Below are 23,433 nucleotides of genomic sequence, written 5' to 3' on the forward strand. Positions count from 1 at the left end.
TTCAGGCGCTGAGAGAGCGGGTGATCTCTGCCCTCCGGTTTTCCTGAAGGGTTTGAAAGCCGTACCCGAGGTCGCCTTGCTCGTCCGCAGGCCGTTTGGCGAGCCAGTCGCGGGTCTGGCGTACCGACAAAGTGGGGCGGCAGGTGTCTGCGTAGGCGTTGCTGTCACCAATGTGGGCGCTCAGTGAGCTGCGGTTTTCCTCAGACAGCGCGGCGAGGGCCATGGGGCCGGGAAAGAAGCTTTCGGTCGCAAGCCCTTCGGACAAAATCACCGCGTGGCTTGGCAGCAGAATATGAAAATACTCCACCTGCTGCCATTCAGAGAGCACCCGGATGCCAGCCAGAGAGGTCAGCGCCTTGGCCGGGGCAAAGAGCTCGGCGTCCTGTTGGCGGATCAGCACCCGGTGCTGGGGGGAGACAATCAGATCGCGAAACGGCAGATCGCAGCCGAGCGCACCCGCTGAAATGAGGATCGGGTGGAGCTTTGAGGTTGCAGGCAGCGCCTTATGGGTGGAGGTCGCCCATTGCACGGGTTGGGGGCCGTGATCAAAGGTCAGAACCAGATCGCCGGGGCAGAGATCCTGAACTTTGCGGGGGCCTGCTGGGGTGGCGATATGGGTGTTTGCGGCAAAGCAGGGCACGCCATCCACATCTTTGAAGTCGCTGTATTTGCTGTCCCCGTAGTTGCTGCCCATGACTTTGACGTATTTGGCACCATCCATAAGCGAGCCGTCGGTGGCAAATCCCCAGACATCAGAAGTGTTCCCGCCTTTTGAGAATACGGTAAGTTTGATCTGAGGGCCTGTTGGAAAGCCGTAGGCATCGAGCTTTTGCACATAGATGTGGGACTCAGATTCCACCTTGGTGCCATCTGCGATCAAGCCCTTACCGTCGACGATGACGTGGTTGTCCGCGGCGTTGTCGTTGAACATGGAGGAGTCGCTGCTGGTGTCCTCCAGTGAAATCATGAAATCCTTATAGCCGCCGGTGAATTGAAATACGGTGCCATCCGGGGTCGAGGAGTTGTTGATGATGGAGCTGCCTGCGGTGCCAAATGGGCTGTCGGAGGTGATCTTCAGCGCCTGACTGTCGCTGGCCATGAATTTGCGCATTACCATGAGATCATCCTTTGTGGGCTGTTTGCACCAGCGTTAAAGGAAACTCCCTTACATACCTTTGATGGTTCGCATTTTACGCATTTGGCCGTTTCTTGCTGAGATGCGTCGGGTTTCCCATACTCCTAGGTCAAGAAGATTGACAACGCTCAGGCGGTGGCCTTTGGTGAAGGGAGAATGCGTTTCAACTCTGACGGGAGCGGCGGGGACCTATGGCGGAAACAGCTTCACAAGGCGGCCATGAGGGCGGCAGCGTCCTGAAATCAGCCATCCCGATCTTGCGGATGTTTGATGAGGCACATGCGCGGGCTTTCTATTTGGATTTCCTGGGTTTTTCCAAAGATTGGGAACATCGCCACGATGTGGATTTCCCGCTTTATATGCAGATTTCCCGGCAGAACTGCCTGTTGCATCTGACCGAGCATTTTGGCGATGCGACACCCGGGAGTGGCTGCTTTGTGCCGATGGAGGACGTGGAGGCCTTTCATGCGGAGCTTGTTGCGCGCAACCCGGACAACCTGCGGCTGGGGCTTGAGACCATGCCCTGGGGCCAGCAGGTGAAAGTGACCGATCCGTTTGGCAATAAGCTCACATTTTGCGAGCAAAACGCGCAGGCGCAGTGACCGGGCGCACGGCCTGTTCGCGATCTCTTTACCAAGGGGCTCTGCGGACTGGACCTTTGAGGGCAAATGGTCCATATGGAACATGTATTTGCGGAGACTCCCATGGGCATTCTGAGCACAATCAACAACGTATTGACCTGGTGGAATGGCGCCACGCTGAACACCAAACTCTATACGGTGCGCAAAGGCATCAAAGTTGGGGAAGATGCTGAAGGCAATGTCTATTACCGCAACGCCAATGATTCAAAACGCTGGGTGATCTACAACGGTGAAGCCGAAGCCAGCCGCGTGGGCGCGGATTGGCATGGATGGCTGCACCGGACCTTTGACGAGGTACCCTCGGAAAAGCCATTGGCGCATAAAACGTGGGAAATCCCACATCAGGAAAATGTGACCGGCTCGGCTTTGGCCTATGCGCCGGCAGGATCGATCAGAGCCACGGGCAAAGCTCCGGTAGAGCGCTCTGATTATGAGGCTTGGAGCCCGGAGTAATTAGCCCATGTCGGCGGTACGTACTGAGACTTTTGTAGGCGCGGCTGTGGTCGCGGTGGCAGCAGGCTTTCTGCTGTATGGCGCGCAGTTTTCCAATGTGGGCGGTGATACGGGCGGCTATGGGCTGAACGCATCTTTCCGCTCCATTGAGGGTATCAGCGTGGGCACGGATGTGCGGCTGGCCGGTGTGAAGATCGGTACGGTGACCGATGTGCAGCTGGACCCGGCAACCTTCCGCGCGACGGCGAATTTCAACGTCGCCAATGGCATTGAACTGCCTGATGACAGTGCGGTTGTGATTTCCTCTGAAGGGCTGCTGGGCGGCAATTTTGTGGAAATTCTGCCGGGTGGCTCGCCGTTCAACTTTGAGGCCGGCGACGAGATTGAAGACACGCAGGGTTCTGTCAGCCTGATCTCGCTGTTGCTGAAGTTTGTCAGCGGCAGCGGAGAGAGCTGAGATGCGCAGAGCGGCAACGGCGCTTGCGCTGACGGCGGGTTTGGCTGTTGCGCCCGCGGTGGCGCAGGAGATCATCATCGAGACGCTCGACATTGCGCCGCTGCGCTATGAGCCGCTTGATATTCCTCTGGGCGATGTGACCAGCGAAACAGTTGTGGCCGCCTCTGTGGGCGAGGGGGCGATGCTGCGGGGGCTGGACAAGCTCACCGGGCAAGTGGCTGATTTTGAACTGCAAAACGGCTATAGCGTCAACTTTGGCACCCTGCGTGTGGATATGGCGCAATGCCGTCACCCCAGCGAGAACGCCACTGGTGAAGCCTATGCGTTTATCTCGGTCTTTGAGGATCAGGGGGCAGGGGCAAATCTGTTTCAGGGCTGGATGATTGCCAGCTCTCCGGCGCTGAGCGCGCTGGATCACCCGCGTTATGACGTCTGGGTCTTGCGCTGCAAAGTGGCTGAGGCCAGCACCTCTGAGGCTGTCGGCAGCGAGTGAGCGGTGATGTCAGCGTCCTGTCGCTGCGCCCATGTGAGCATCCGATGATAATCTGCGCGGGGCACCTCAATGGCGCCCAGTGAGGCGAGGTGTTCGGTCAGAAACTGCGTGTCAAACAGTGTGAAGCCGCAGCGGCGCAGATGCTCTATCAAAAAGGCGAGCGCCACTTTGGAGGCGTCTGTGGCGCGGGAGAACATGCTTTCGCCAAAGAAGGCGGCACCAAGGGTCACGCCATAGATACCACCCACCAGACGGGAGCCGTCCCAGACCTCCAGAGAATGGGCCTGTTCGCGCTGGTGCAGATCGACATAGAGCTGGTGGATCTGTGCGTTGATCCAGGTTTCATCGCGATCGGCGCAGCCGTAGAGCACCCCCTCAAAATCGGCGTTCAGGGACACGTCATAAGCGCCACGCCGGATGCGGCGGGCCAAGCTGCGGGAGATGTGGAAACCATCGAGGGGGAAAATACCGCGGCGGATCGGGTCCACCCAGAAGATGTCCGGGTCATCGCGGTTTTCGGACATGGGGAACACCCCCATGCCATAGGCGCGCATCAAGAGGTCCGGTGTGACCTCGCTCATGATGCGCGCCCAAGCAGGATCAGCCCTCCGCCATATTGGCGTCGAGCCACTTCTCCAACCAGTGAATGTTGTATTCGCCGGTGTGGATGTCTTTTTCCTGAAGCAGCATGTGGAAGAGCGGCGTCGTGGTTTCGATGCCGTCGATGATCAACTCACCCAGAGCGCGGTCCAGACGCGCGAGCGCCTCGGCACGGTCGCGGCCATGCACGATCAGCTTGCCGATCAGGCTGTCGTAATATGGCGGGATGGAGTAGCCGTCATAAAGCGCGCTGTCCATGCGCACGCCGAGGCCGCCAGGTGCGTGGTAGGCTGTGATCTTGCCGGGACGCGGGGCGAAATCCGGCAGTTTCTCAGCGTTGATACGCACTTCAATCGCGTGGCCGTTGATCTCCAGATCATCCTGGCCAAAGGACATGGGCTCGCCTGCGGCCACGAGGATTTGCTCGCGTACAAGGTCCACACCAAAGATGCCTTCGGTCACCGGGTGTTCCACCTGCAGACGGGTGTTCATTTCGATGAAATAGAACTCGCCGTTTTCATAGAGGAACTCGATGGTGCCCGCGCCGATGTAGTTGATCTTGGCAACCGCATCCGCACAGATTTTCCCGATGCGCGCGCGCTCTTCCGGTGTGATGGAGGGGCCGGGGGCCTCTTCAAACACTTTCTGGTGACGACGCTGCAGGGAGCAGTCCCGCTCGCCCAGATGCACTGCATTGCCTTTGCCGTCGCCAAACACCTGAATTTCGATGTGGCGCGGGGTGGTGAGGTACTTCTCGATATAGACTTCATCGTTGCCAAAGGCGGCTTTGCCCTCGGCGCGCGCGGTCATAAAGGCGCTTTCCATGTCCGCGGCGGTTTGCGCCACTTTCATGCCGCGACCACCCCCACCGGCGGTGGCTTTGATGATGACCGGATAGCCCATCTCTTCGCCAAGCTTCTTGGCCGCGGCCAGATCCTGCACACCGCCGTCAGAGCCGGGCACGCAGGGCACGCCGAGTTTGATCATCGTGTCTTTGGCGGTGATCTTGTCGCCCATCACACGGATGTGCTCGGCGGTTGGGCCGATGAAGGTCAGGTCGTGGTCTTCGACGATCTGCACAAAGTTAGCGTTCTCAGACAGGAAGCCATAGCCCGGGTGGATCGCCTGAGCGCCGGTGACTTCGCAGGCCGCGATGATGGAGGCCATGTTCAGATAGCTGTCTGTGCCCGGCGCAGGGCCGATACAGATCGCCTCATCCGCCATCCGCACGTGCATCGCATCCGCATCGGCGGTGGAGTGCACCGCGACCGATTTGATGCCCATTTCGCGGCACGCACGGATCACGCGCAGGGCGATTTCTCCGCGGTTGGCGATCAGGATTTTGTCAAACATTACAGAACCCTTATTCGATGATCACCAGCGGCGCGCCGTATTCCACGGTGTCGCCATCTGCCACCAGAATGCGCTTCACGGTGCCGGATTTGGTGGCCGGGATGTGGTTCATGGTTTTCATCGCTTCCACGATCAGCAGGGTGTCGCCTTCGCTGACGGTCTGACCGACGCTGATGAAGGAGGCCGCGCCGGGTTCCGGCTGCAGGTACACGGTGCCAACCATCGGCGAGGTCACAGCGCCCGGGTGGCTTGCTGGATCTGCTTCTGCTGCTGCCGGTGCGGCGGCTGCCGCAGGGGCTGCCGGTGCGGCGGCTGGGGCTGCGGCTGCGGGGGCAGCGACGGCGACTTGGGCCGGTGCGGCGACCACTTGGGTCTGGCGGCTGACACGCACGTTCAGGCTGTCGTCCTCGCCATATTCGCGCATGACTTCCAGCTCGGTCAGGTCGTTTTCGCGCAGGAGCTCTGCCAGTGCAGAGATGAAGGCCACATCGGAGTCGTGATTTTTCTTGCTCATTTCCGTTTTCTATCCTCTTCGCGCAAAACGCGGTTGAGTCTTATTCTGGTTTCCCTTGCGGCGCTTATAGAGAAAAAGCACCCTGTAGGAAAGCTGAACTGGCCTTTCAGATGGGGGGAAAAGACGTTGTTTTCCAGCCTTGAACAGGCATTTGTGGCCAATTTTACGCGCAGCGCTGTCCTCAGATGTCAACGCAGTGCTGTCCGTGCGCGGTGACTCGGTGACGTGGGGTCACAATTTGTCCTGCCTTTCGGGCGCGCGTGCCGCAGATGTCGGGCAGTGTTGGCCTGTGCCGGGCAATGCAGCTGAACGGCAAGAGCCGGCGCAGAGGGCGCTAGAGCGGCATGCCGGCAAGTTTCGCCACAAGTTCGGCCAGCTTGCGCGCGCCAAATTTGCGCAGCAGGCGGGCGCGGTATTCCTCAACGGTGCGATAAGACAGATCCAGCTCCAGACCGATTTCCTTGGAGGTCATGCCGCGGCAGGTCAGGATGGCCACTTCACGCTCGCGCTGGGTGAGCTCGACCACGGGGCGGTCCTCAGACAGGTCTGCAAAAGACCAGACGCTTTTCTGAAACGGGTTGTCGGGTGAGGTGGACTGGCCGCGTACGCGGCACCAAAACAGCGTGCCATCGCTGCGGCGCATCACGCGCTCATCACTGTAGCGCCCGGTGTCGGCAATGGCGGAATAGACCCGCTCGCCAATGGTCCGGTAGTCTTCCTGCGAGGCGTAGAATTCGGCAATAGAGCGTGCTGCGCAGGCCTCTGCAGGCAAGCCAAACATCTCGCCAAAGCGCAGATTTGCGCGCGAAATGATACGGTTCTGAAGAATGCAGAGCCCGACGGGGGCGTGATCAAAGGCCAGTGCGTGAAGTTCCATGGGGCGCAGTGATGGCATAGCTGTGGGGAAAGGGGAAGGGGGGCGTTAGGGGCTTGGCTATACGGTGTATTTCAGGTTTGGATTTTGAACAAAAAAAAGAGGCCGATCAATCGCCTCCGTCGCCGTCTCCATCGCTGTCCCACGCACCGCCCGCTGCGGAGGGGTCAGTGTAAGAGCTTCTTTCGTCGCCATGCCATTCTATCCAGACGTAGAGGCCGTCGTCTTGTTGTCGCAGGGATTTCCTTCGAACCCGGTTTCGGTAAAGGGAGAAGGCGATGAACGCGATCATCAAGGCGCATTGAAAAGGGTGGAATACCCATCCGGTATCCGCACTGTAGCTCAGCATAAGCTGTTTCCATCTGTTGTTTCGGAAGGTCAGACGAGAGCGCGTTGGGAAGCTTTGGCGAGGTTAGAGCTGTCCAACCTCTTGTGACCTTAGCAACCTGTAAAATCGAAACACGTCTCATGTCTGTCTCAATTGTAAGACGCGGAATGTAACGATTGCATGACAGGTGGCGAAGTGACGTGATTGTCTTGGGCGCACAGCGTGAAAAAACGCCCCGCCAGAAGCTGGCAGGGCGTTGAGATCTTTGTAAAGTCGCGCGCAGTTTAGTTGACCAGCGTGGCCTCGGTTGCGGCGCGGAACTCTTCTTCCGTGACACCATCGGCCAGCTCGACAAGCTTCAGGCCGCCTTCAACCACATCAAGCACACCGAGGTTGGTGATGATGCGGTCCACGACGCCTTTGCCGGTGAGGGGCAGGGTGCATTCCTTCAGCACTTTGGATTGGCCGTGTTTGTTGGCGTGATCCATCACAACCACCACGCGGCCCACGCCGGCGACCAGATCCATTGCGCCGCCCATGCCTTTCACCAGCTTGCCGGGGATCATCCAGTTGGCCAGATCACCGTTTTCCGCCACTTCCATCGCGCCAAGGATGGCCATGGCGATTTTGCCGCCACGGATCATCGCAAAGCTCTGCGCGCTGTCAAAATAGGCGGTTTGCGGCAGCTCGGTGATGGTCTGTTTGCCGGCGTTGATCAGGTCTGCGTCCTCATCTCCCTCAATAGGGAAGGGGCCCATGCCAAGCATGCCGTTTTCAGATTGCAGTGTGACTTCGACACCTTCGGGGATGTAGTTGGACACCAGCGTCGGGATGCCGATGCCGAGGTTCACATACCAGCCGTCTTGCAGTTCCTGTGCGGCGCGTGCCGCCATTTGATTGCGATCCCAAGCCATTGTTATGCCTCCTCGCGCGGGCGCACAGTGCGCTGTTCGATGCGTTTTTCGTGGTCGCCCTGAATGATGCGGTGCACATAGATGCCGGGCAGGTGGATCGCGTCCGGATCCAGCGAGCCAGTGGGCACGATTTCCTCAACCTCGGCGATGCAGATCTTGCCGCAGGTGGCTGCGGGCGCGTTGAAGTTGCGCGCGGTTTTGCGGAACACCAGATTGCCGGTTTCATCGGCTTTCCAGGCTTTCACAATGGCCAGATCGGCAAAGATGCCCTCTTCCATGATGTAGTCTTCCATGGCGCCATCCGGCCCGGTGGGGAACTGCTTTTCCAGTTTGCCTTCGGCAATCACGGTGCCCACGCCGGTCTTGGTGAAGAAGCCCGGAATGCCCGCACCACCGGCGCGCATGCGCTCGGCCAGCGTGCCCTGCGGGTTGAACTCCAGCTCCAGCTCGCCGGAGAGATACTGGCGCATGAATTCCGCGTTTTCGCCCACATAGGAGCTGATCATCTTTTTGACCTGTTTGGTCTGCAGCAGGATGCCGATGCCAAAATCATCAACGCCCGCGTTGTTGGAGGCGAAGGTCAGGTCTTTGACGCCGCTGTCTTTGATGGCGTCGAGCAGAAGCTCGGGGATGCCGCAGAGGCCAAAGCCGCCTGAGGCGATGAACATGCCGTCAGACAGCACGCCCTCAAGCGCGTCTGCGGCATTGGCATATACCTTTTTCATGGGTGTCTCTCTCCCTAGGGTCAGCAAATTGCGCAAAGTTGTGACGGGGCGTCACAGGGGAGTCAACGACCGCAGGGGCAAAGGCGTATTACTACGGGGGGCTGTTTGCGGGACAGGGCGAGGGGCCCGCCCCTCGCGCTCCCCGGAGTATTTGGCGCAGAATGAAGTTTGGATGGGGGGCTGTTTGTTCGCTAGGCCGTTGAGGAGACATAGTGTGGGTCTTGATGCACTTCAAAGATTGGCCATGGGGTGTCAAAGCCCTTGAGCTGGTGCGTGCCTATCGGATCAAAGGCCAGTGAGGTTTTGCCGATGGTGAGTTCGGTGACTGTGCGCGAGACGAGGATTTGGCCGGGCTGGCAGAGGGCTTCGATCCGGGCTGCGGCATGCACGGCGAGGCCGCCGATGTCTGCGCCGCGCAACTCGATTTCGCCGGTGTGCAGGCCGATGCGGCTTTGCAGCCCCAATGCACGTAAGGTTTTGCGCAGGTTGAGCGCGCAGTCGACGGCGCGGCCCGGTGCATCAAACAGGGCCAGCAGGCCATCACCGGTGAACTTGATCAGGCGGCCCCCGAAAAGATCAATGCAGGCTGCGGCTTGTGCTTCCATTTTCTGCAGCAGGACGTGCCATTTATGGTCACCCGCAGCTTTGGCGGCTTCGGTGGAGTGTACGATATCGGCAAAGAGCGGGGTGGCGAGCACCCTTTGGGTATCAAGCTGGTGCATTGGGCGGTCCATCAGGAAAGACCGTATGGTTGCCACGATCCGCGCGTTGTCATTGCCCCAGAAGAAATGCCCGCCGGGGCCGCAATCTTCAAACCGCGCATTGGGCACCTGTTTGGCAATATAGGTGCTGTTTTCGATGGGCACCTGCTGATCGGTGCTGTGGTGCAAAACAAGCGTCGGGTGCTGCACCAAGCCTAGAATGGCGCGGATGTCGATTTGCAGATTGAGATCAAAATACTGGCGCATGGCTGCCGGGGGGCAGGAGGCGCGCTGGATCTTGCCAAAGAGCTGTTGAGCGGCAGGCGAATGCGCCAGTTCGGGCACGAAGATCCCAAGGGTTTCCCCCGTGCCCCAACGCGCCAAAGTGTGTTCAATGGCTGCGCGGCGCACATCTGCGGGGGGCATATGGGGGTAATCGGCGCTGCCGCAGGCTTTGGCATAGGCGCCAAAGGTGATCACCTTGGAGATGTCAGAGGGGTGTGTGGCCGCATAGAGCAGGGCCATGGCCGCCCCTTCGGAGAGGCCGAAGAGCACGCAATCGTCAAGGTTCAACGCGGTGATCAATGCGGAGATGTCATTGGCGCGTTCTTCCAGCGTGGGCGCGGCACTTAGGCGATCAGAAAACCCCTGACCGCGCTTGTCAAATTCGACCACGCGGGCGAATTCCGTCAGTCGGGCGATGAAGTCGCTGTATTGTGGGAAGTCGTGATAGAGTTCGCAATGGGAGAAAATACCGGGCACCATGAGAATGGCGAGAGGACCGGAGCCGGAGCTGCGGTAGGCGATACTAAGCCCGTCACACTCCACATAGCCGCTTTCACTCATACCACCCTCACACTTTGCACAGATCTACAGTGTTGGGCATTGTCGGGCAGAAATCGACAGTTTTGTGGCGTGCCCTTTGCACAAAAACAAAAGGCCCCGCGTGGGGGCCTTTCTTTGGGTGGGACAGCTTATTCTGTGTCAGCCGCTTTTTTTGTTGTGGCCTTCTTGGCCGCTGCCTTTTTGGCGGGCGCTTTCTTTTTCGCAGCGGTTTTCTTGGGGGCCGCTTTCTTGCGCGTCGGCTTTTTCTTGGCCGCTTTTTCGGCGATCCACTGGACCGCCTGCTCCATGGTCACGTCGGCCACTTCCACCTCTTTGGGGATGGTGGCGTTGACTTTTTCCCATTTCACATAGGCGCCGTAGCGGCCGTCCATGATGTTGACCGCGCCGCCGTCATCGGGGTGTTCGCCCAGCTCGCGCAGCGGTTTGGCAGCTGCGCCGCCGCCGCGACGGCCCGGGTTGTTGCGCTTTTCAGTCAGCAGCTCGACCGCGTGGTTCATGCCGATTTCAAAGACATCGTTGGGGTCTTTGAGGTTGGCGTAGACCGGCTTTGCGTCGTCGGGCAGCTGGTGCATCACGTAAGGGCCGAAACGGCCAAAGTTCGAGGTGATCATGCCGCCTTCGGGGTGCATGCCGATTTCACGGGGCAGGGACAGGAGCGTCAGGGCCTTGGCGAGGTCCATGTCGTCCTTGTTCCAGCCACGGGGCAGGGAGGCACGTGGCGGCTTCTTGTTCTCAGGCGTTGGCTCACCACGTTGCACATAGGGCCCAAAGCGGCCAGCCTTGAGCCAGATTTCATCCCCTGCGTCTTCGCCAAGCACACGCTCGTCGCCATCAGCGCCTTCACCCGCAATCGGTCGGGTGTAGGTGCATTCGGGGTAGTTGCCGCAGCCGACAAAGCCGCCGGTGCGGGAGCTTTTGAGATGCAGCTGGCCGTTGCCGCATTTCGGGCAGACGCGCGGATCGGAGCCGTCTTCGCGTGGCGGATAGAGCTGTGGGGCCAGCGCGTCATCGAGCACGTCGAGCACCTCGGAAATGCGCAGCTCGCTGGTTTCGCCGATGGCGGCGGAAAAATCTTTCCAGAAGCGCGCAAGCACGTTTTTGTAGTCGCGGTTGCCTGCGGAGACGTCATCGAGCTCCTCTTCGAGGTTCGCGGTGAACTCATAGCCGACATAGGTGCGGAAGAAGTTCAAAAGGAAGATCGTGACGATGCGGCCTTTGTCCTCTGGGAAGAGGCGATTTTTGTCTTTGCGGACGTATTCGCGATCCTGAATGGTGGTGATCACGGAGGCATAGGTGGAAGGGCGGCCGATGCCGAGCTCTTCCATCTTTTTCACCAGTGTCGCCTCGGTGTAGCGGGGCGGTGGCTGGGTGAAATGCTGCTCCGGGGTCACGGTGCGTTTGTCGGCCTTTTCGCCCTGCATGATCTGGGGCAGGCGCTTGTCGTCGTCATCGACAACCTGATCGTCGCGGCCTTCTTCATAGACGCGCATGAAGCCGTCAAACAGCACCACCTGACCGGTGGCGCGCAGCTCGACCTGTTGATCGTCAGAGGCGATGTCGACCGTGGTGCGCTCCATGCGGGCGCCAGCCATTTGGCAGGCCAGCGTGCGCTTCCAGATCAGGTCATAAAGCTTGCGCTGATCGGCGTCGGTGACTTTCAGGTCATCGGGTTTGCGCATCATATCCGTTGGGCGGATACATTCGTGCGCTTCCTGTGCGTTTTTGGCTTTGTTTTTGTAGATGCGCGGCTCGGCGGGCACGTAGTCATCGCCATAAAGCGTCTGGATCGCGTCACGCGCTGCGGCCACGGCTTCGGGCGCCATGTCGATGCCGTCGGTCCGCATATAGGTGATGTAACCGGCCTCATAGAGGCGCTGGGCGGCGCTCATGCATTGGCGGGCACCCATGGAGAATTTGCGGCTGGCCTCCTGCTGGAGCGTGGAGGTCATGAAGGGCGCAGATGGGTTGCGGGAGGCGGGCTTGGCCTCGACGCGCGCCACAGAGAGGTCGCGGGACTGGATCGCCTGCACGGCCAGTTCGGCGGCGGTGCTGTTTTCCAGCGCGTATTTGTCGAGCTTCTCGCCGCCCAAAACGGTGAGGCGGGCCTCAAACTCTTTGCCGCGCGGGGTGGCGAGCAGGGCTTTTACGGACCAGTATTCGCGAGCGTTGAACGCCTCGATCTCCATCTCGCGCTCAACGATGAGGCGCAGGCACACCGATTGCACGCGGCCCGCAGAGCGCGCGCCGGGCAGTTTGCGCCAGAGCACGGGGGAGAGATTGAAGCCCACAAGATAGTCGAGCGCGCGGCGGGCGAGATAGGCATCCACCAGCGGCTGATCCACCTGACGCGGGTTCTGCATCGCCTCGGTCACCGCGGTTTTGGTGATCGCATTGAACACCACGCGAGACACAGGCGTGTCTTTCTTGATGGCGCGGCGCTTGCGCAGGGCTTCCTCAAGGTGCCAGCTGATCGCCTCTCCTTCGCGATCGGGGTCGGTCGCGAGAATGAGCGCGTTGTCTTCTTTCAGCGCATCGGCGATGGCTTTGACATGTTTGCGGCTGTCGGTGCCGACTTCCCATGTCATGTCAAATTCATTGTCGGTGTCGACCGAGCCGTCTTTGGCCGGGAGGTCGCGCACGTGGCCGTAGGACGCCAGAACAGTATAATCTGAGCCAAGATACTTATTGATCGTTTTGGCTTTGGCTGGGGATTCTACGACAACTACTGGCATTCAATTTCCTCTCGACTCGGCGCGAGCCTTATGGCGGCGAAAAATGTGGGGCGAAAGGGGGGATTGTCAATCCATGGTGGTTTTTGTTGTTACTTTGAGGTGAACAGGGCGTGTGTGTGATGTGGGGGGCAGGGCATTTGCGTGCAAGGTTTGGGCGGCTGCACAAAACACATGCGGGCTCAGTTTTTGCAGAGCAACCCACCGGAGAGGCGGGTGATTTTGCCGCTGACCTCCAGATCCAGAAGCGCGGGGGTGAGCTTTTGCGGGGATAGGGAAAGGTCGCGCACTAGCTGATCTTCGCTGAGCGGGGAGGGGCCGAGGCGGCCCAGGATTTCAGAATGCAGCGCGGCGGTTTCACGCAGATTGCGTTCGCGGCGCGGCGCGGGATCTGCGGGGATGTCGGTGGGAACGGCCTGTGGCTGCGCGCGCAGGGGCAGGGTGGTCAGCACCTCAAGCACATCCTCCGCACCGCGCACGAGCGTGGCCCCGTCGCGAATGAGGATATTGGTTCCGGCGGCGCGGGCATCAAACGGATGGCCGGGCACGGCCAGCACGTCGCGGCCCTGATCCAGCGCAATGCGCGCGGTCAGAAGGCTGCCGGATTTAGAGGCGGCCTCCACCACCACAACGGCGCGGGTCAGGCCGGAGATGATGCGGTTGCGGGCCGGGAAATGGCGCGCGCGGGGCTCCATGGCGGGGGGCTGCTCTGACAGGCACAGGCCCTGCGTGGCAATGTCGCCCGCAAGCGTCAGGTTCTGCGCGGGGTAGGGACGGGACAGGCCGCCTGCGTAAACGGCGATGGTGCCGGTTTCCAGCGCGGCGGCATGGGCGGCGGCGTCAATGCCGCGCGCAAGGCCTGAGACAATGGTGAAGCCAGCCTCACCCAGCTCTTTGGAAAGACGTGCCGCCATGCGCAGCCCCAAAGAAGAGGCGTTGCGCGCTCCGATCACGGCAATGGTGGGTTTGTGCAAAAGGTCCATTTGCCCCTGCGCCCACAGCATTGGCGGGGCATCGGGAATGTCGGCCAGAAGCGCGGGATACTCCGATTCTCCAAAAAAAATCGGCCGCGCTCCTGTAGCACGGCCGTCTTTCAGCTCTCGCTCTGCATCTTGATGGGAGGCGGCGCTATAGCGCGCAACTCCAGCGGATCTGGCAATGCCCGGCAGCGCCTCAAGCGCAGCCTCCGCTGTGCCGTATTCTGTCATCAATCTGTGGAAGGTGGTGGCCCCGACGCGTCGGGATCGCAAGAGGCGAAGCCGCAGCAATCGCGCTTCCTCCGTGGTGGGTGGGATTTGGGGGTGAGTGGAAGAAATTCGATCTTCGGTCATCCGCAACTCCGCCTGCTTGCAAGAGAATGTTTATGTCTTCAGTGGTTAACAGGGCGTAAACCAACGCATGAAAATCGAATTTTTTTCAAAATTATTTTCAAGCTCTGGTTGGAAGCCCTTGTTTTGTTGAGCTTAGGCAGTCGAGTTAAGTTGACGTTCAGGCAGCTGAGCCCCCCACGGTCAATCCGTCCATGAGAACAGTGGGTTGGCCGACGCCGACTGGAACCCATTGACCGGCCTTGCCGCAGTTGCCCATGCCCGGGTCCAGCGCCATGTCATTTCCGAGCCCTTTGATCTGCATCATGGCGGTGGCGCCATCCCCGATCAGCGTGGCGCCTTTGACGGGCGCGCCGACTTTGCCGTTCTCCACGCGGTAGGCCTCGGTGCAGGAGAACACAAATTTGCCGTTGGTGATGTCCACCTGACCGCCGCCAAAGCCGACGGCGTAGATGCCATCTTTCAGCGAGGCCACCAGATCGGAGGGATCTGAGATGCCGCCCTCCATGTAGGTGTTGGTCATGCGCGGCATGGGCGCATGGGCGTAGCTTTCGCGGCGGCCGTTGCCGGTGGGGGCGACGCCCATCAGGCGTGCGTTTTGGCGGTCCTGCATGTAGCCCACGAGAATGCCGTCTTCGATCAGCGTGGTTTTGCCAGAGGGCGTGCCCTCGTCATCCACGGTGATGGAGCCGCGGCGGTCGGGTATGGTGCCGTCATCAATCACCGTCACGCCTTTGGAGGCGACCTGTTGGCCGATCATGCCGGCAAATTTGGAGCTGCCTTTGCGGTTGAAGTCGCCCTCAAGGCCGTGGCCCACAGCCTCGTGCAGAAGAATGCCGGGCCAGCCGGGGCCAAGCACCACTTCCATCGGGCCAGCGGGGGCTGGGACCGCAGAGAGGTTCACGCAAGCGATGCGCAGCGCTTCGCGGGTTTTGGCCTGCCAGTCCGCCGGATCGAGCAGACCGTCAAGGCCAAGCCGCCCGCCACCACCGGCAGAGCCGCTTTCGCGGCGGCCGTTTTCCTCAACGATCACGGAGACATTCACACGGGTCATTGGGCGCACATCTGTGATCTGGGTGCCGTCAGGGCGCAGGATCACCACTTCCTGATGTGAGGCGGCCAGAGTGGCGGAGACCTGAACCACGCGCGGATCAAGATCGCGGGCAAAGGCGTCGATCTCACGCAGGGTTTCGATTTTCACCGGGAAGTCGATGCCGCCAATGGGATCTGCATCCGTATAAAGCCTGCGGTTGGTGGGCGAGGGGCCTGCGGCCAATGTGCCGCCGCCCGCGCCAACGGCGAGCCGTGCGGTTTCGACCGCGCGCTTGATCGCGGATTCGCTGATCTCTGAGGCATGGGCATATCCGGAGACTTCGCCGTTCACAGCACGCAGACCGAATCCCTCTGCGGCGTCATAACTGGCGGTTTTCAGACGTCCATCATCAAAAACCAAAGCTTCGGAGCTGCGACGCTCCAAAAACAGCTCTCCGTCTTCGGCGCCATCGGTGGCTGCGCGCAAAAGTCGCAGGGCGGTGCCCTCATCAACTTTATTTTCAAAGGGTTGGAAGTGGTTTTCGGCCATAGCCCATCATGCCTCTTAATTTGATCTAGATCAAAAAAGCGTCCGTTTGCCGCAAGCTTCGATCTTTATTTGAGTCTTAGAATATGGTTTCTAAGCCTAAAACAACAGCGGGGATGTGTTGAGAGCACAGCGCTTCCGCACAATTGAAAAAACAATACGCAACCGATCAGGGTGAGACATGCGACTTCTATCGACATTCCTGGGCCTAACGGCAGCTATTTCAGCGTCCTCCGCGCTCGCGCAAAGTGCTGAGACCATTGGCAAGCCAGTCCCCAATGCCACAGGGTTCCAGCCCGCAGCGACCGAGCTGGCACGGCAAATCCAGTCTCTTGATTGGTTGATCCTGGTGATCATCACGCTGATCGTGATTTTTGTGACCGCCCTGATCGTCTACTGCATGGTGCGCTTCAACCGCCGCTCCAACCCGACACCTTCTGCGTTTACCCACAACACACCGCTGGAAATTGCCTGGACGCTTGGTCCGATCCTGATCCTGCTGTTCATTGGTGTGAACAGCCTGCCGGTTCTGTTCAACCAGCAGGAAATCCCGGAAGGGGACGTGCACATCAAGGTGACCGGCTACCAGTGGTACTGGGGCTATGAGTACACCGACCACGAGTTCGAGTTTGACAGCTTCCTGTTGGGCAAAGAGGCGCTGGCGGAGTATGGCTACAACGAAGACGAGTATCTGCTGGCAACCGACACCAAAGTGGTTGTGCCTGTTGGCAAGACCGTGGTGATGGATGTGACCGGTGCGGACGTGATCCACAGCTGGACCATCCCATCCTTCGGCGTAAAGCAGGATGCGGTGCCTGGCCGTATCGCGCAGCTTTGGTTTGAAGCGGAGCGTGAAGGCATCTTCTTTGGCCAGTGTTCCGAGCTTTGCGGCAAAGACCACGCCTATATGCCGATCACAGTTCAGGTGGTGTCTGAAGAAGAATACAATGAGTGGCTGAAAGGCGCGATCGAGGAATATGCGGGCGACATGTCCACGCTGCCAGGCGTGCAGGTTGCTTCTGCTGACTGATCTTACTCAGGTGCGCGGCACGCTGCGCACCCTTTCAGTACCAAGGCCATATCTGTAGGGGGTGCGCTCGGCGCACACCTCAGACGGAGACAAGAATGAGCGACGCAAGCATCAACACGCAAGCCGGCACCGGTGATGCAGAATTTGGCGACTATTTTGCGCTGCTGAAACCGCGCGTGATGTCGCTGGTTGTGTTCACCGCTGCGGTGGGCCTGCTGGCGGCGCCCGGATCGGTGCATCCTTTTGTGGCCTTCTGTGCAATTCTGTTCATCGCCGTGGGCGGCGGCGCGTCTGGCGCGCTGAACATGTGGTATGACGCGGATATCGACCGTGTGATGAAGCGCACCCAGAGCCGTCCGATCCCTGCGGGCAAGGTGACTGAGGGAGAGGCGCTGGCCTTTGGCGTGGCGCTTTCCGGGTTCTCCGTTGTGATGCTGGGGCTTGCCGCCAATTGGGTGGCTGCCGGGCTGCTGGCCTTCACCATCTTTTTCTATGTGGTGATCTACACCATGTGGCTGAAGCGCTGGACCCCGCAGAACATCGTGATTGGTGGCGCGGCTGGGGCTTTCCCTCCGATGATCGGCTGGGCTGTGGTCACCGGTGGGGTGTCCATCGAAAGCGTGCTGATGTTTACGCTGACCTTCATGTGGACGCCGCCACACTTCTGGGCGCTGTGTCTGTTCATGAAGTCTGACTACAAAGATGCGGGCGTGCCGATGCTGCATGTGACCCATGGCCGCCGCGTGACCCGCAACCATATTCTGGTTTACACCCTGCTGCTGGCCGTTGTGGCCATTGGCATGGGCTTCACCGATGTGGGCGGCCCGATCTACCTGACCACCGCGCTGGTGCTGAACGCGCTGTTTGTGCTGGGGGCCTTTGCGATCTGGCGTCGCGATGAGGCTGCATCGGAAGCGGATGACTATGCGCGGGAAAAAGGGTTTTTCAAACTCTCGCTTCTATACCTCTTCTTGCATTTTGGGGCGATCCTCGCAGAGGTTGCTTTGGCCCCATACGGCTTGGGAGGCTGGTGAGCATGAGTTTTCGGGAGGAGCATGAACTACACAAGCGCAGATTTGGGCGCAACCTCGGGGTGGCGCTGGTGCTTGTGAGCTTCATTGTGATCGTCTTCGGCCTGACGGTCGTGAAGGTGACACGCGGCGATTATGAGCCGGAGAATGCCAGCATCCAGAGGGGGCAGTGATGGCGATGGACCCAAAAACGAAAACGCTGGTGCAGACCGTTGGCGTTGTTGCGTTGATGGGAACCCTCGCGTGGGTGTCGGTGCCGTTTTACGACTGGTTCTGTCGGGTGACCGGATTTGGCGGGGTGACCAACACCGCTGAGGCGGGCAGTGATGTCATTCTGGACAAGACCATCAAGCTGCGGTTTGACGCCTCATTGGATCGGGATATGCCATGGGATTTCAAGCCCATGCAGCGCGAGATGGAAGTGCGCATCGGCGAGACCGGATTGGCGTTTTACGAAGCCTACAACCCGACTGACCGTCCAGTGGCGGGCACCGCGAGCTACAATGTGGCGCCTTATGATGCCGGTGGGTTTTTCACCAAGATCGACTGTTTCTGCTTTGAGGAGCAGGTGTTGCAGCCCGGTGAGCGGGTGACAATGCCGGTGAGCTTCTTTGTGGATCCGGAGATCGTGGATGACCGGGACGCGAAATACATCAAGGTGATCACCTTGGGGTACACTTTTTATGAAACCGAATTGCCCGAAGAACTCGCCGCGCTGGCGGGGGAGGCTTCTGTCGATCTGACAGATGTGGGCGCAACTGAACGAAACTGACGGGCAAAACGACAAGAAAGCAAGCCGGCCAACGAGGGAATAACTATTATGGCGCACGCTAAAAATCACGATTATCACATTCTGGCCCCCTCCTGGTGGCCATTCCTGGGCTCTGTGGGCGGCTTCTTCATGCTCTTTGGGGCCGTGCTCTGGATGCATGACAGCGGCCCTTGGGTGTTTCTGATCGGTCTGGTGGCCGTGCTTTACGTCATGTTCGGCTGGTGGGCCGATGTGGTTGCGGAAAGCAAAGTCGGCGATCACACACCGGTTGTGCAGATCGGCCTGCGCTACGGCTTTATCCTGTTCATCATGTCCGAAGTGATGTTCTTTGCCGCTTGGTTCTGGACCTTCTTCAAACATGCCATGTACCCGATGGGGCCGGAAAGCCCTGCTGTGGATGGCGTGTGGCCACCTGCGGGCATCGAGACTTTTGACCCATGGCACCTGCCGCTGATCAACACGCTGATCCTCTTGTGCTCCGGCTGTGCGGCCACCTGGGCGCACCACGCGCTGGCGCATGAGGACAACCGTGAGGACATGAAGTGGGGCCTGATCATCGCAGTGGCACTGGGCGCGATCTTCACCGTGTTCCAGGCTTATGAGTACAGCCACGCGGCCTTCGGTTTTGCTGGCAACATCTATGGCGCGACCTTCTTCATGGCGACCGGTTTCCACGGCTTCCACGTGGTCATTGGCACCATCTTCCTGCTGGTTTGCCTGCTGCGTCTGAACGCGGGCCATTTCACCAAGGAAAAGCACGTCGGTTTCGAGGCCGCAGCCTGGTACTGGCACTTTGTGGATGTGGTCTGGCTGTTCCTTTTCGCAGCCGTCTACATCTGGGGCCAGTAAGCCGCTCCGATATGCCGCGCCACAAAAGGTTGATCCTGTAGCGCGGATAAGATTAAAGCAAATCGCGGTGGGTGTTCCTGCCGCGATTTTTCTTTGAAAGGACCACCTCTTTGCACCGTCTGATCCTGCCGCTGTTCTTTGGCATTTTGGGCACGGTTGTGCTGGTGTCGCTGGGCACTTGGCAGTTGCAACGGCTGACATGGAAAGAGGGTGTTCTGGCCGACATCGCGGCGCGAATTGCAAGCGCGCCGGTGGCTTTGCCAGAGGCTGTGGATCCCGAGCAGGACCTCTATCTGCCGGTTGCGGTGCAGGGCAGGGTCACGGCGGATGAAATCCACCTGCTTGCCAGCACCCGTGAAGTGGGGGCGGTTTACCGGATTGTCAGCGCCTTTGAGACCGCCGATGGCCGCCGGATCATGGTGGATCGCGGCTGGGTGAAGGCGGAAAACAAAGAGATGGCGCGGCCGTCCTTTGAGGCAGACATCACCGGCAACCTGCACTGGCCGGATGAGCGGGACAGCTTCACCCCTGAAAATGATCAGGCGGCAAACATCTGGTTTGCCCGTGATGTGGCAGAGATGGCGACGGCGCTGGATGCGGAGCCGGTGCTGGTTGTGGTGCGCGAGATCAGCGAAAATGCGCCCAAAGTCACGCCGCTGCCGGTGGATGGCGCTGCCATTCCCAACAATCACCTTGAATATGTCATCACATGGTTCGGACTGGCGATTGTCTGGGTGGCGATGACGCTGTATTACCTGCGCCGGATGCGCAAAACCAAAAAGGCTGAAGAGACGTGAAATACATTTCGACCCGCGGAAACGCCCCGGAGCTGAGCTTTGAGGAGGCGATGCTGACCGGTCTCGCGCGTGATGGCGGGCTCTATGTGCCTGAGACCATCCCGACGCTGAGTGCGGAAGAGATCGTAGCCATGGCCGGGAAATCCTACGAAGAGGTGGCTTTCACCGTGATGCGCCCCTTTGTGGGTGACGCGTTCACTGATGAAGAGTTCCAAGGCATCATCGCGCGGGCCTATGCCAACTTCCGCCATGAGGCGCGCGCACCGCTGGTTCAGCTGGCCCCCAATCATTTCCTGATGGAGCTGTTTCACGGCCCGACATTGGCGTTCAAAGACTTCGCCATGCAGCTGATTGGTCAGCTGTTCCAATTCTCGCTGGCGCGCCGCAATGAGCGTGTGACCATCGTGGGCGCGACTTCTGGCGACACCGGCTCTGCCGCGATTGAGGCCTTCCGTGGTTTGGACAATGTGGATGTGTTCATCCTGTTCCCGCATGGCCGGGTGTCTGACATTCAGCGCAAGCAGATGACCACGCCTGAAGACAGCAATGTGCATGCGCTGGCGCTCGATGGTGACTTTGACGATTGTCAGGCGCGCCTGAAAGACATGTTCAATGATTTTGAGTTCCGCGACGGTGTGAAGCTCGCCGGTGTGAACTCGATCAACTGGGCGCGGGTGCTGGCGCAGGTGGTATATTACTTCACTTCTGCCGTGAGCCTTGGCGCGCCGCACCGCAAGGTGAGCTTCACCGTGCCGACCGGCAACTTTGGCGACATCTTTGCAGGCTATATCGCCAAGAAGATGGGCCTGCCGATTGACCGGCTGGTGATCGCGACCAACCAGAACGACATTCTGCACCGCACCATGGAAAGCGGAGCCTATACCAAAGAGGGTGTGACCCCGTCGATCAGCCCCTCTATGGATATTCAGGTGAGCTCCAACTTTGAGCGCGCGCTGTTTGATGCCTATGGCCGTGACGGCGGTGCCGTGGCGCAGCTGATGGAAGAGCTGAAAGACGGCTCCTTTTCGATCAGCCAGGGCGCGATGGAAGCGCTGCGGGAGAACTTTGACAGCGGGCGCGCCTCTGAAGAGGAGACCAACGCCACCATCACCGGGGCCTTTGGCGCCTGTGGTGAGGTGCTCTGTCCGCATTCTGCGGTTGGCGTGAAGGTTGCGAATGCCTATCTGGGCGAAACACCCATGGTCACGCTGGCCACGGCCCATCCGGCAAAATTCCCGGATGCAGTGGAAGCGGCGATGGGGGCACGGCCCGCACTTCCGCCACATATGGCGGATATGATGGACAAAGTGGAGCGCGTGACCCGCGTTCCAAATGATCTCAAGGCGCTGGAAGCGCTGGTACAGGAACGGATTGCACAACGTTGACAGTTCAACTTCACACCCTTTCCAACGGGTTTCGCATCGCAACAGAAAACATGCCGGGGCTGGAAAGCGCCTCGATCGGCATCTGGGTGAGCGCAGGCGGGCGCCATGAGCGCGCGCCGCAGAACGGCATCGCCCATTTTCTGGAGCATATGGCGTTTAAAGGCACCAAGCGGCGCAATGCGCTGGAGATCGCGGAGACGATCGAGGATGTGGGCGGCTATATCAACGCCTACACCAGCCGCGAGGTCACAGCCTATTACGCCCGCGTTCTGAAAGACGATGTTGCGCTGGCCATGGATGTGGTGGGCGACATTGTGCTGAACCCGATCTTTGATCCCAATGAGATCGAGGTGGAGCGCGGTGTGATCCTGCAGGAGATCGGTCAGGCGCTGGATACGCCCGATGATGTGGTCTTTGACTGGCTGCAGGAGCGTGCCTATCCGGATCAGCCGATTGGCCGCACCATTCTGGGCGAGGGCGACCATGTGCGCCGTTTTGGCCGCGAAGACCTCGCAGGGTTTGTGGCAGAGCACTATCGCCCCGAACGCATGATCCTTGCCGCAGCGGGCGGCGTGGACCACGAAGAGATCGTGCGCCTGGCAGAAGAGATGTTTGGCCATCTGGAGCGGGGACCGGCGATTGAGGTGGTTCCGGCGCAATTTGCCGGTGGCGAATACCGCACCGAAAAGGCACTGGAGCAGGCGCATTTTGCGATTGGCTTTGAAAGCCCGGATTATTGCAGCCCGGATATCTACACCGCGCAGATCTATTCCACGGCTCTTGGTGGCGGCATGTCGAGCCGCCTGTTCCAGGAAGTGCGCGAGAAACGCGGCCTGTGTTACTCGATCTTTGCCCAGACCGGCGCTTATGCGGACACCGGCATGACCACGATCTACGCGGGCACCTCGGGCAGCCAGATTGCCGAGCTGGCCGAGATCACCATTGATGAGCTGAAGCGCGCGGCGGAGGAAATGTCCGCCAAAGAGATCGCGCGGGCACGCACACAGATGAAAGCGGGCCTGCTGATGGGGCTTGAGAGCCCGTCAAGCCGCGCGGAACGTCTGGCGCGGATGCTGGCAATCTGGGGCAAGATTCCGGGGCTGACAGAAACCGTGGCGCGGATTGATGCGGTGAGCGACGCGGATGTGCGCGCCTTTGCCGAGCAGATGGCCACCAAGGCCCGCAGCGCCATGGCGCTTTACGGTCCTGTGTCCGGTGCGCCGGCGCTTGAGGCGCTGGAAGAAAGGCGTGCTGCCTGATGTTGATGACGCGGCGCAAGGTGCGGATCGAGACCGATCGGCTGACCCTGCGTCCGCCGATTCACGCGGATTTTCGCGAATGGGCCGCGCTGCGCAGCAAGAGTGAGGATTTCCTCACCCCGTGGGAGCCGGTCTGGGCCAGCACCCATCTGAGCCGCAAGAGCTTTACCAATCGGGTTTACTGGGCGCAGCGGTCGATCTCTGGAGACACGGCGGTGCCGCTGTTTATCTTTCGTCGGGCGGATGAAACGCTGTTGGGAGCGATTACGCTGGACAATATCCGGCGCGGGCCTGCACAGGCGGGCACGCTGGGCTATTGGGTGGGGCAGGCCTTTGCCCGCAACGGCTATATGAGCGAGGCGATTGAGGCGGTTGTGCACCATGCGTTCACGCGGCTTGATCTGAGCCGCATCGAAGCCGCCTGTCTGCCTGAAAACGTCGCCAGCCGCGGGGTGCTGGAGAAATCCGGTTTCAAATACGAAGGTGTGGCGCAGAGCTATCTGCAGATCAACGGCCGCTGGCGCACCCATGTTCTTTACGCCGCACTGCGCCATGACCGACGTGGGCGCACTCTTGCGGGGCAGGTCTGAGGACTTGGGCGCGTTTGGGGGCTTTGCCCCCGCCACATCTGGGATGTGTC

24 protein-coding genes are annotated in these 23,433 nt (G+C 59.9%); 13 read left to right on the forward strand and 11 right to left on the reverse strand.

Going from position 1 to position 23,433, the window contains the following annotated elements:
• Window position 1: 1 nt before the first annotated feature.
• Window positions 2-1,117, reverse strand: a complete 1,116-nt coding sequence (locus J7399_RS13600; protein ID WP_209086904.1) for a Hint domain-containing protein — start codon at window positions 1,115-1,117, stop codon at window positions 2-4.
• A gap of 209 nt (window positions 1,118-1,326) precedes the next feature.
• Between J7399_RS13600 and J7399_RS13605 the strand changes: the two genes are divergently transcribed.
• From J7399_RS13605 to J7399_RS13620, 4 genes are all read left to right on the forward strand, one after another.
• Window positions 1,327-1,737, forward strand: a complete 411-nt coding sequence (locus tag J7399_RS13605) for a glyoxalase superfamily protein (protein ID WP_209086906.1) — start codon at window positions 1,327-1,329, stop codon at window positions 1,735-1,737.
• A gap of 102 nt (window positions 1,738-1,839) precedes the next feature.
• Window positions 1,840-2,229, forward strand: a complete 390-nt coding sequence (locus J7399_RS13610) for an NADH:ubiquinone oxidoreductase subunit NDUFA12 (protein WP_209086907.1) — start codon at window positions 1,840-1,842, stop codon at window positions 2,227-2,229.
• Between the two features lie 7 nt (window positions 2,230-2,236).
• Window positions 2,237-2,686, forward strand: coding sequence for an outer membrane lipid asymmetry maintenance protein MlaD (gene mlaD, locus J7399_RS13615; RefSeq protein WP_209081031.1), 450 nt, complete (start codon window positions 2,237-2,239; stop codon window positions 2,684-2,686).
• A gap of 1 nt (window position 2,687) precedes the next feature.
• Window positions 2,688-3,179, forward strand: a complete 492-nt coding sequence (locus J7399_RS13620) for a DUF2155 domain-containing protein (protein ID WP_209086908.1) — start codon at window positions 2,688-2,690, stop codon at window positions 3,177-3,179.
• Here J7399_RS13620 and aat read toward each other — a convergent pair.
• From aat to tldD, 10 genes are all read right to left on the reverse strand, one after another.
• On the reverse strand, window positions 3,110-3,760 hold the full coding sequence (gene aat / locus J7399_RS13625; RefSeq protein WP_209086909.1) for a leucyl/phenylalanyl-tRNA--protein transferase: 651 nt from the start codon (window positions 3,758-3,760) through the stop codon (window positions 3,110-3,112). The two genes, J7399_RS13620 and aat, sit on opposite strands and share 70 nt — an antisense overlap.
• 19 nt (window positions 3,761-3,779) lie before the next feature.
• On the reverse strand, window positions 3,780-5,132 hold the full coding sequence (gene accC / locus J7399_RS13630) for an acetyl-CoA carboxylase biotin carboxylase subunit (RefSeq protein WP_209086910.1): 1,353 nt from the start codon (window positions 5,130-5,132) through the stop codon (window positions 3,780-3,782).
• A 10-nt stretch (window positions 5,133-5,142) separates the two neighbouring features.
• On the reverse strand, window positions 5,143-5,646 hold the full coding sequence (gene accB / locus J7399_RS13635) for an acetyl-CoA carboxylase biotin carboxyl carrier protein (protein ID WP_209081025.1): 504 nt from the start codon (window positions 5,644-5,646) through the stop codon (window positions 5,143-5,145).
• A 334-nt stretch (window positions 5,647-5,980) separates the two neighbouring features.
• Entirely contained in the window at window positions 5,981-6,523 is a 543-nt protein-coding gene (locus J7399_RS13640; protein WP_209081017.1) for a helix-turn-helix transcriptional regulator, read from the reverse strand.
• 609 nt (window positions 6,524-7,132) lie between these two features.
• Window positions 7,133-7,762 (reverse strand): CoA transferase subunit B, encoded by a 630-nt coding sequence (locus J7399_RS13645; protein WP_209086911.1) that lies wholly within the window; start codon window positions 7,760-7,762, stop codon window positions 7,133-7,135.
• 2 nt (window positions 7,763-7,764) lie between these two features.
• Window positions 7,765-8,487, reverse strand: coding sequence for a CoA transferase subunit A (locus tag J7399_RS13650; RefSeq protein ID WP_209081011.1), 723 nt, complete (start codon window positions 8,485-8,487; stop codon window positions 7,765-7,767).
• A 191-nt stretch (window positions 8,488-8,678) separates the two neighbouring features.
• Window positions 8,679-10,034, reverse strand: a complete 1,356-nt coding sequence (locus tag J7399_RS13655; protein ID WP_209086913.1) for an adenylate/guanylate cyclase domain-containing protein — start codon at window positions 10,032-10,034, stop codon at window positions 8,679-8,681.
• Between the two features lie 128 nt (window positions 10,035-10,162).
• Window positions 10,163-12,766: a type I DNA topoisomerase gene (gene topA / locus J7399_RS13660; RefSeq protein WP_209086915.1), complete on the reverse strand. Its 2,604-nt coding sequence runs from the start codon at window positions 12,764-12,766 to the stop codon at window positions 10,163-10,165.
• A gap of 179 nt (window positions 12,767-12,945) precedes the next feature.
• Window positions 12,946-14,094 (reverse strand): DNA-processing protein DprA, encoded by a 1,149-nt coding sequence (gene dprA, locus J7399_RS13665; protein ID WP_209086917.1) that lies wholly within the window; start codon window positions 14,092-14,094, stop codon window positions 12,946-12,948.
• 157 nt (window positions 14,095-14,251) lie between these two features.
• The gene (tldD, locus tag J7399_RS13670) at window positions 14,252-15,673 is read right to left on the reverse strand and encodes a metalloprotease TldD (protein ID WP_209086919.1); all 1,422 of its coding nucleotides are present in this window, start codon (window positions 15,671-15,673) and stop codon (window positions 14,252-14,254) included.
• Between the two features lie 178 nt (window positions 15,674-15,851).
• Between tldD and coxB the strand changes: the two genes are divergently transcribed.
• The 9 genes from coxB to J7399_RS13715 all read left to right on the forward strand — a co-directional run bounded on the left by coxB (window position 15,852) and on the right by J7399_RS13715 (window position 23,383).
• Entirely contained in the window at window positions 15,852-16,700 is an 849-nt protein-coding gene (gene coxB / locus J7399_RS13675) for a cytochrome c oxidase subunit II (protein ID WP_209079405.1), read from the forward strand.
• A 95-nt stretch (window positions 16,701-16,795) separates the two neighbouring features.
• Window positions 16,796-17,734: a heme o synthase gene (cyoE, locus tag J7399_RS13680; RefSeq protein WP_209079404.1), complete on the forward strand. Its 939-nt coding sequence runs from the start codon at window positions 16,796-16,798 to the stop codon at window positions 17,732-17,734.
• A gap of 2 nt (window positions 17,735-17,736) precedes the next feature.
• The gene (locus tag J7399_RS13685) at window positions 17,737-17,904 is read left to right on the forward strand and encodes a hypothetical protein (RefSeq protein WP_058240054.1); all 168 of its coding nucleotides are present in this window, start codon (window positions 17,737-17,739) and stop codon (window positions 17,902-17,904) included.
• Complete coding sequence (locus J7399_RS13690; RefSeq protein WP_209086921.1) at window positions 17,904-18,503, forward strand: cytochrome c oxidase assembly protein; 600 nt, start codon at window positions 17,904-17,906, stop codon at window positions 18,501-18,503. The genes J7399_RS13685 and J7399_RS13690 overlap by 1 nt, the downstream gene beginning before the upstream one ends.
• A 48-nt stretch (window positions 18,504-18,551) precedes the next feature.
• Window positions 18,552-19,352 (forward strand): cytochrome c oxidase subunit 3, encoded by an 801-nt coding sequence (locus J7399_RS13695; protein ID WP_209063767.1) that lies wholly within the window; start codon window positions 18,552-18,554, stop codon window positions 19,350-19,352.
• Between the two features lie 110 nt (window positions 19,353-19,462).
• A complete protein-coding gene (locus J7399_RS13700; RefSeq protein WP_209086922.1) occupies window positions 19,463-20,149 on the forward strand; it encodes an SURF1 family protein in 687 nt (228 codons plus the stop codon).
• A complete protein-coding gene (thrC, locus tag J7399_RS13705; RefSeq protein ID WP_209086923.1) occupies window positions 20,146-21,534 on the forward strand; it encodes a threonine synthase in 1,389 nt (462 codons plus the stop codon). Before J7399_RS13700 ends, thrC begins: the two co-directional genes overlap by 4 nt.
• Window positions 21,531-22,793: a pitrilysin family protein gene (locus J7399_RS13710; protein ID WP_209086924.1), complete on the forward strand. Its 1,263-nt coding sequence runs from the start codon at window positions 21,531-21,533 to the stop codon at window positions 22,791-22,793. The genes thrC and J7399_RS13710 overlap by 4 nt, the downstream gene beginning before the upstream one ends.
• On the forward strand, window positions 22,793-23,383 hold the full coding sequence (locus J7399_RS13715; RefSeq protein WP_209086925.1) for a GNAT family protein: 591 nt from the start codon (window positions 22,793-22,795) through the stop codon (window positions 23,381-23,383). Before J7399_RS13710 ends, J7399_RS13715 begins: the two co-directional genes overlap by 1 nt.
• The last annotated feature ends 50 nt before the right edge of the window (window positions 23,384-23,433 follow it).

The sequence above is a fragment of the Shimia sp. R9_1 genome, assembly GCF_017743775.1.
In the GTDB taxonomy this organism is placed as follows: domain Bacteria; phylum Pseudomonadota; class Alphaproteobacteria; order Rhodobacterales; family Rhodobacteraceae; genus Shimia.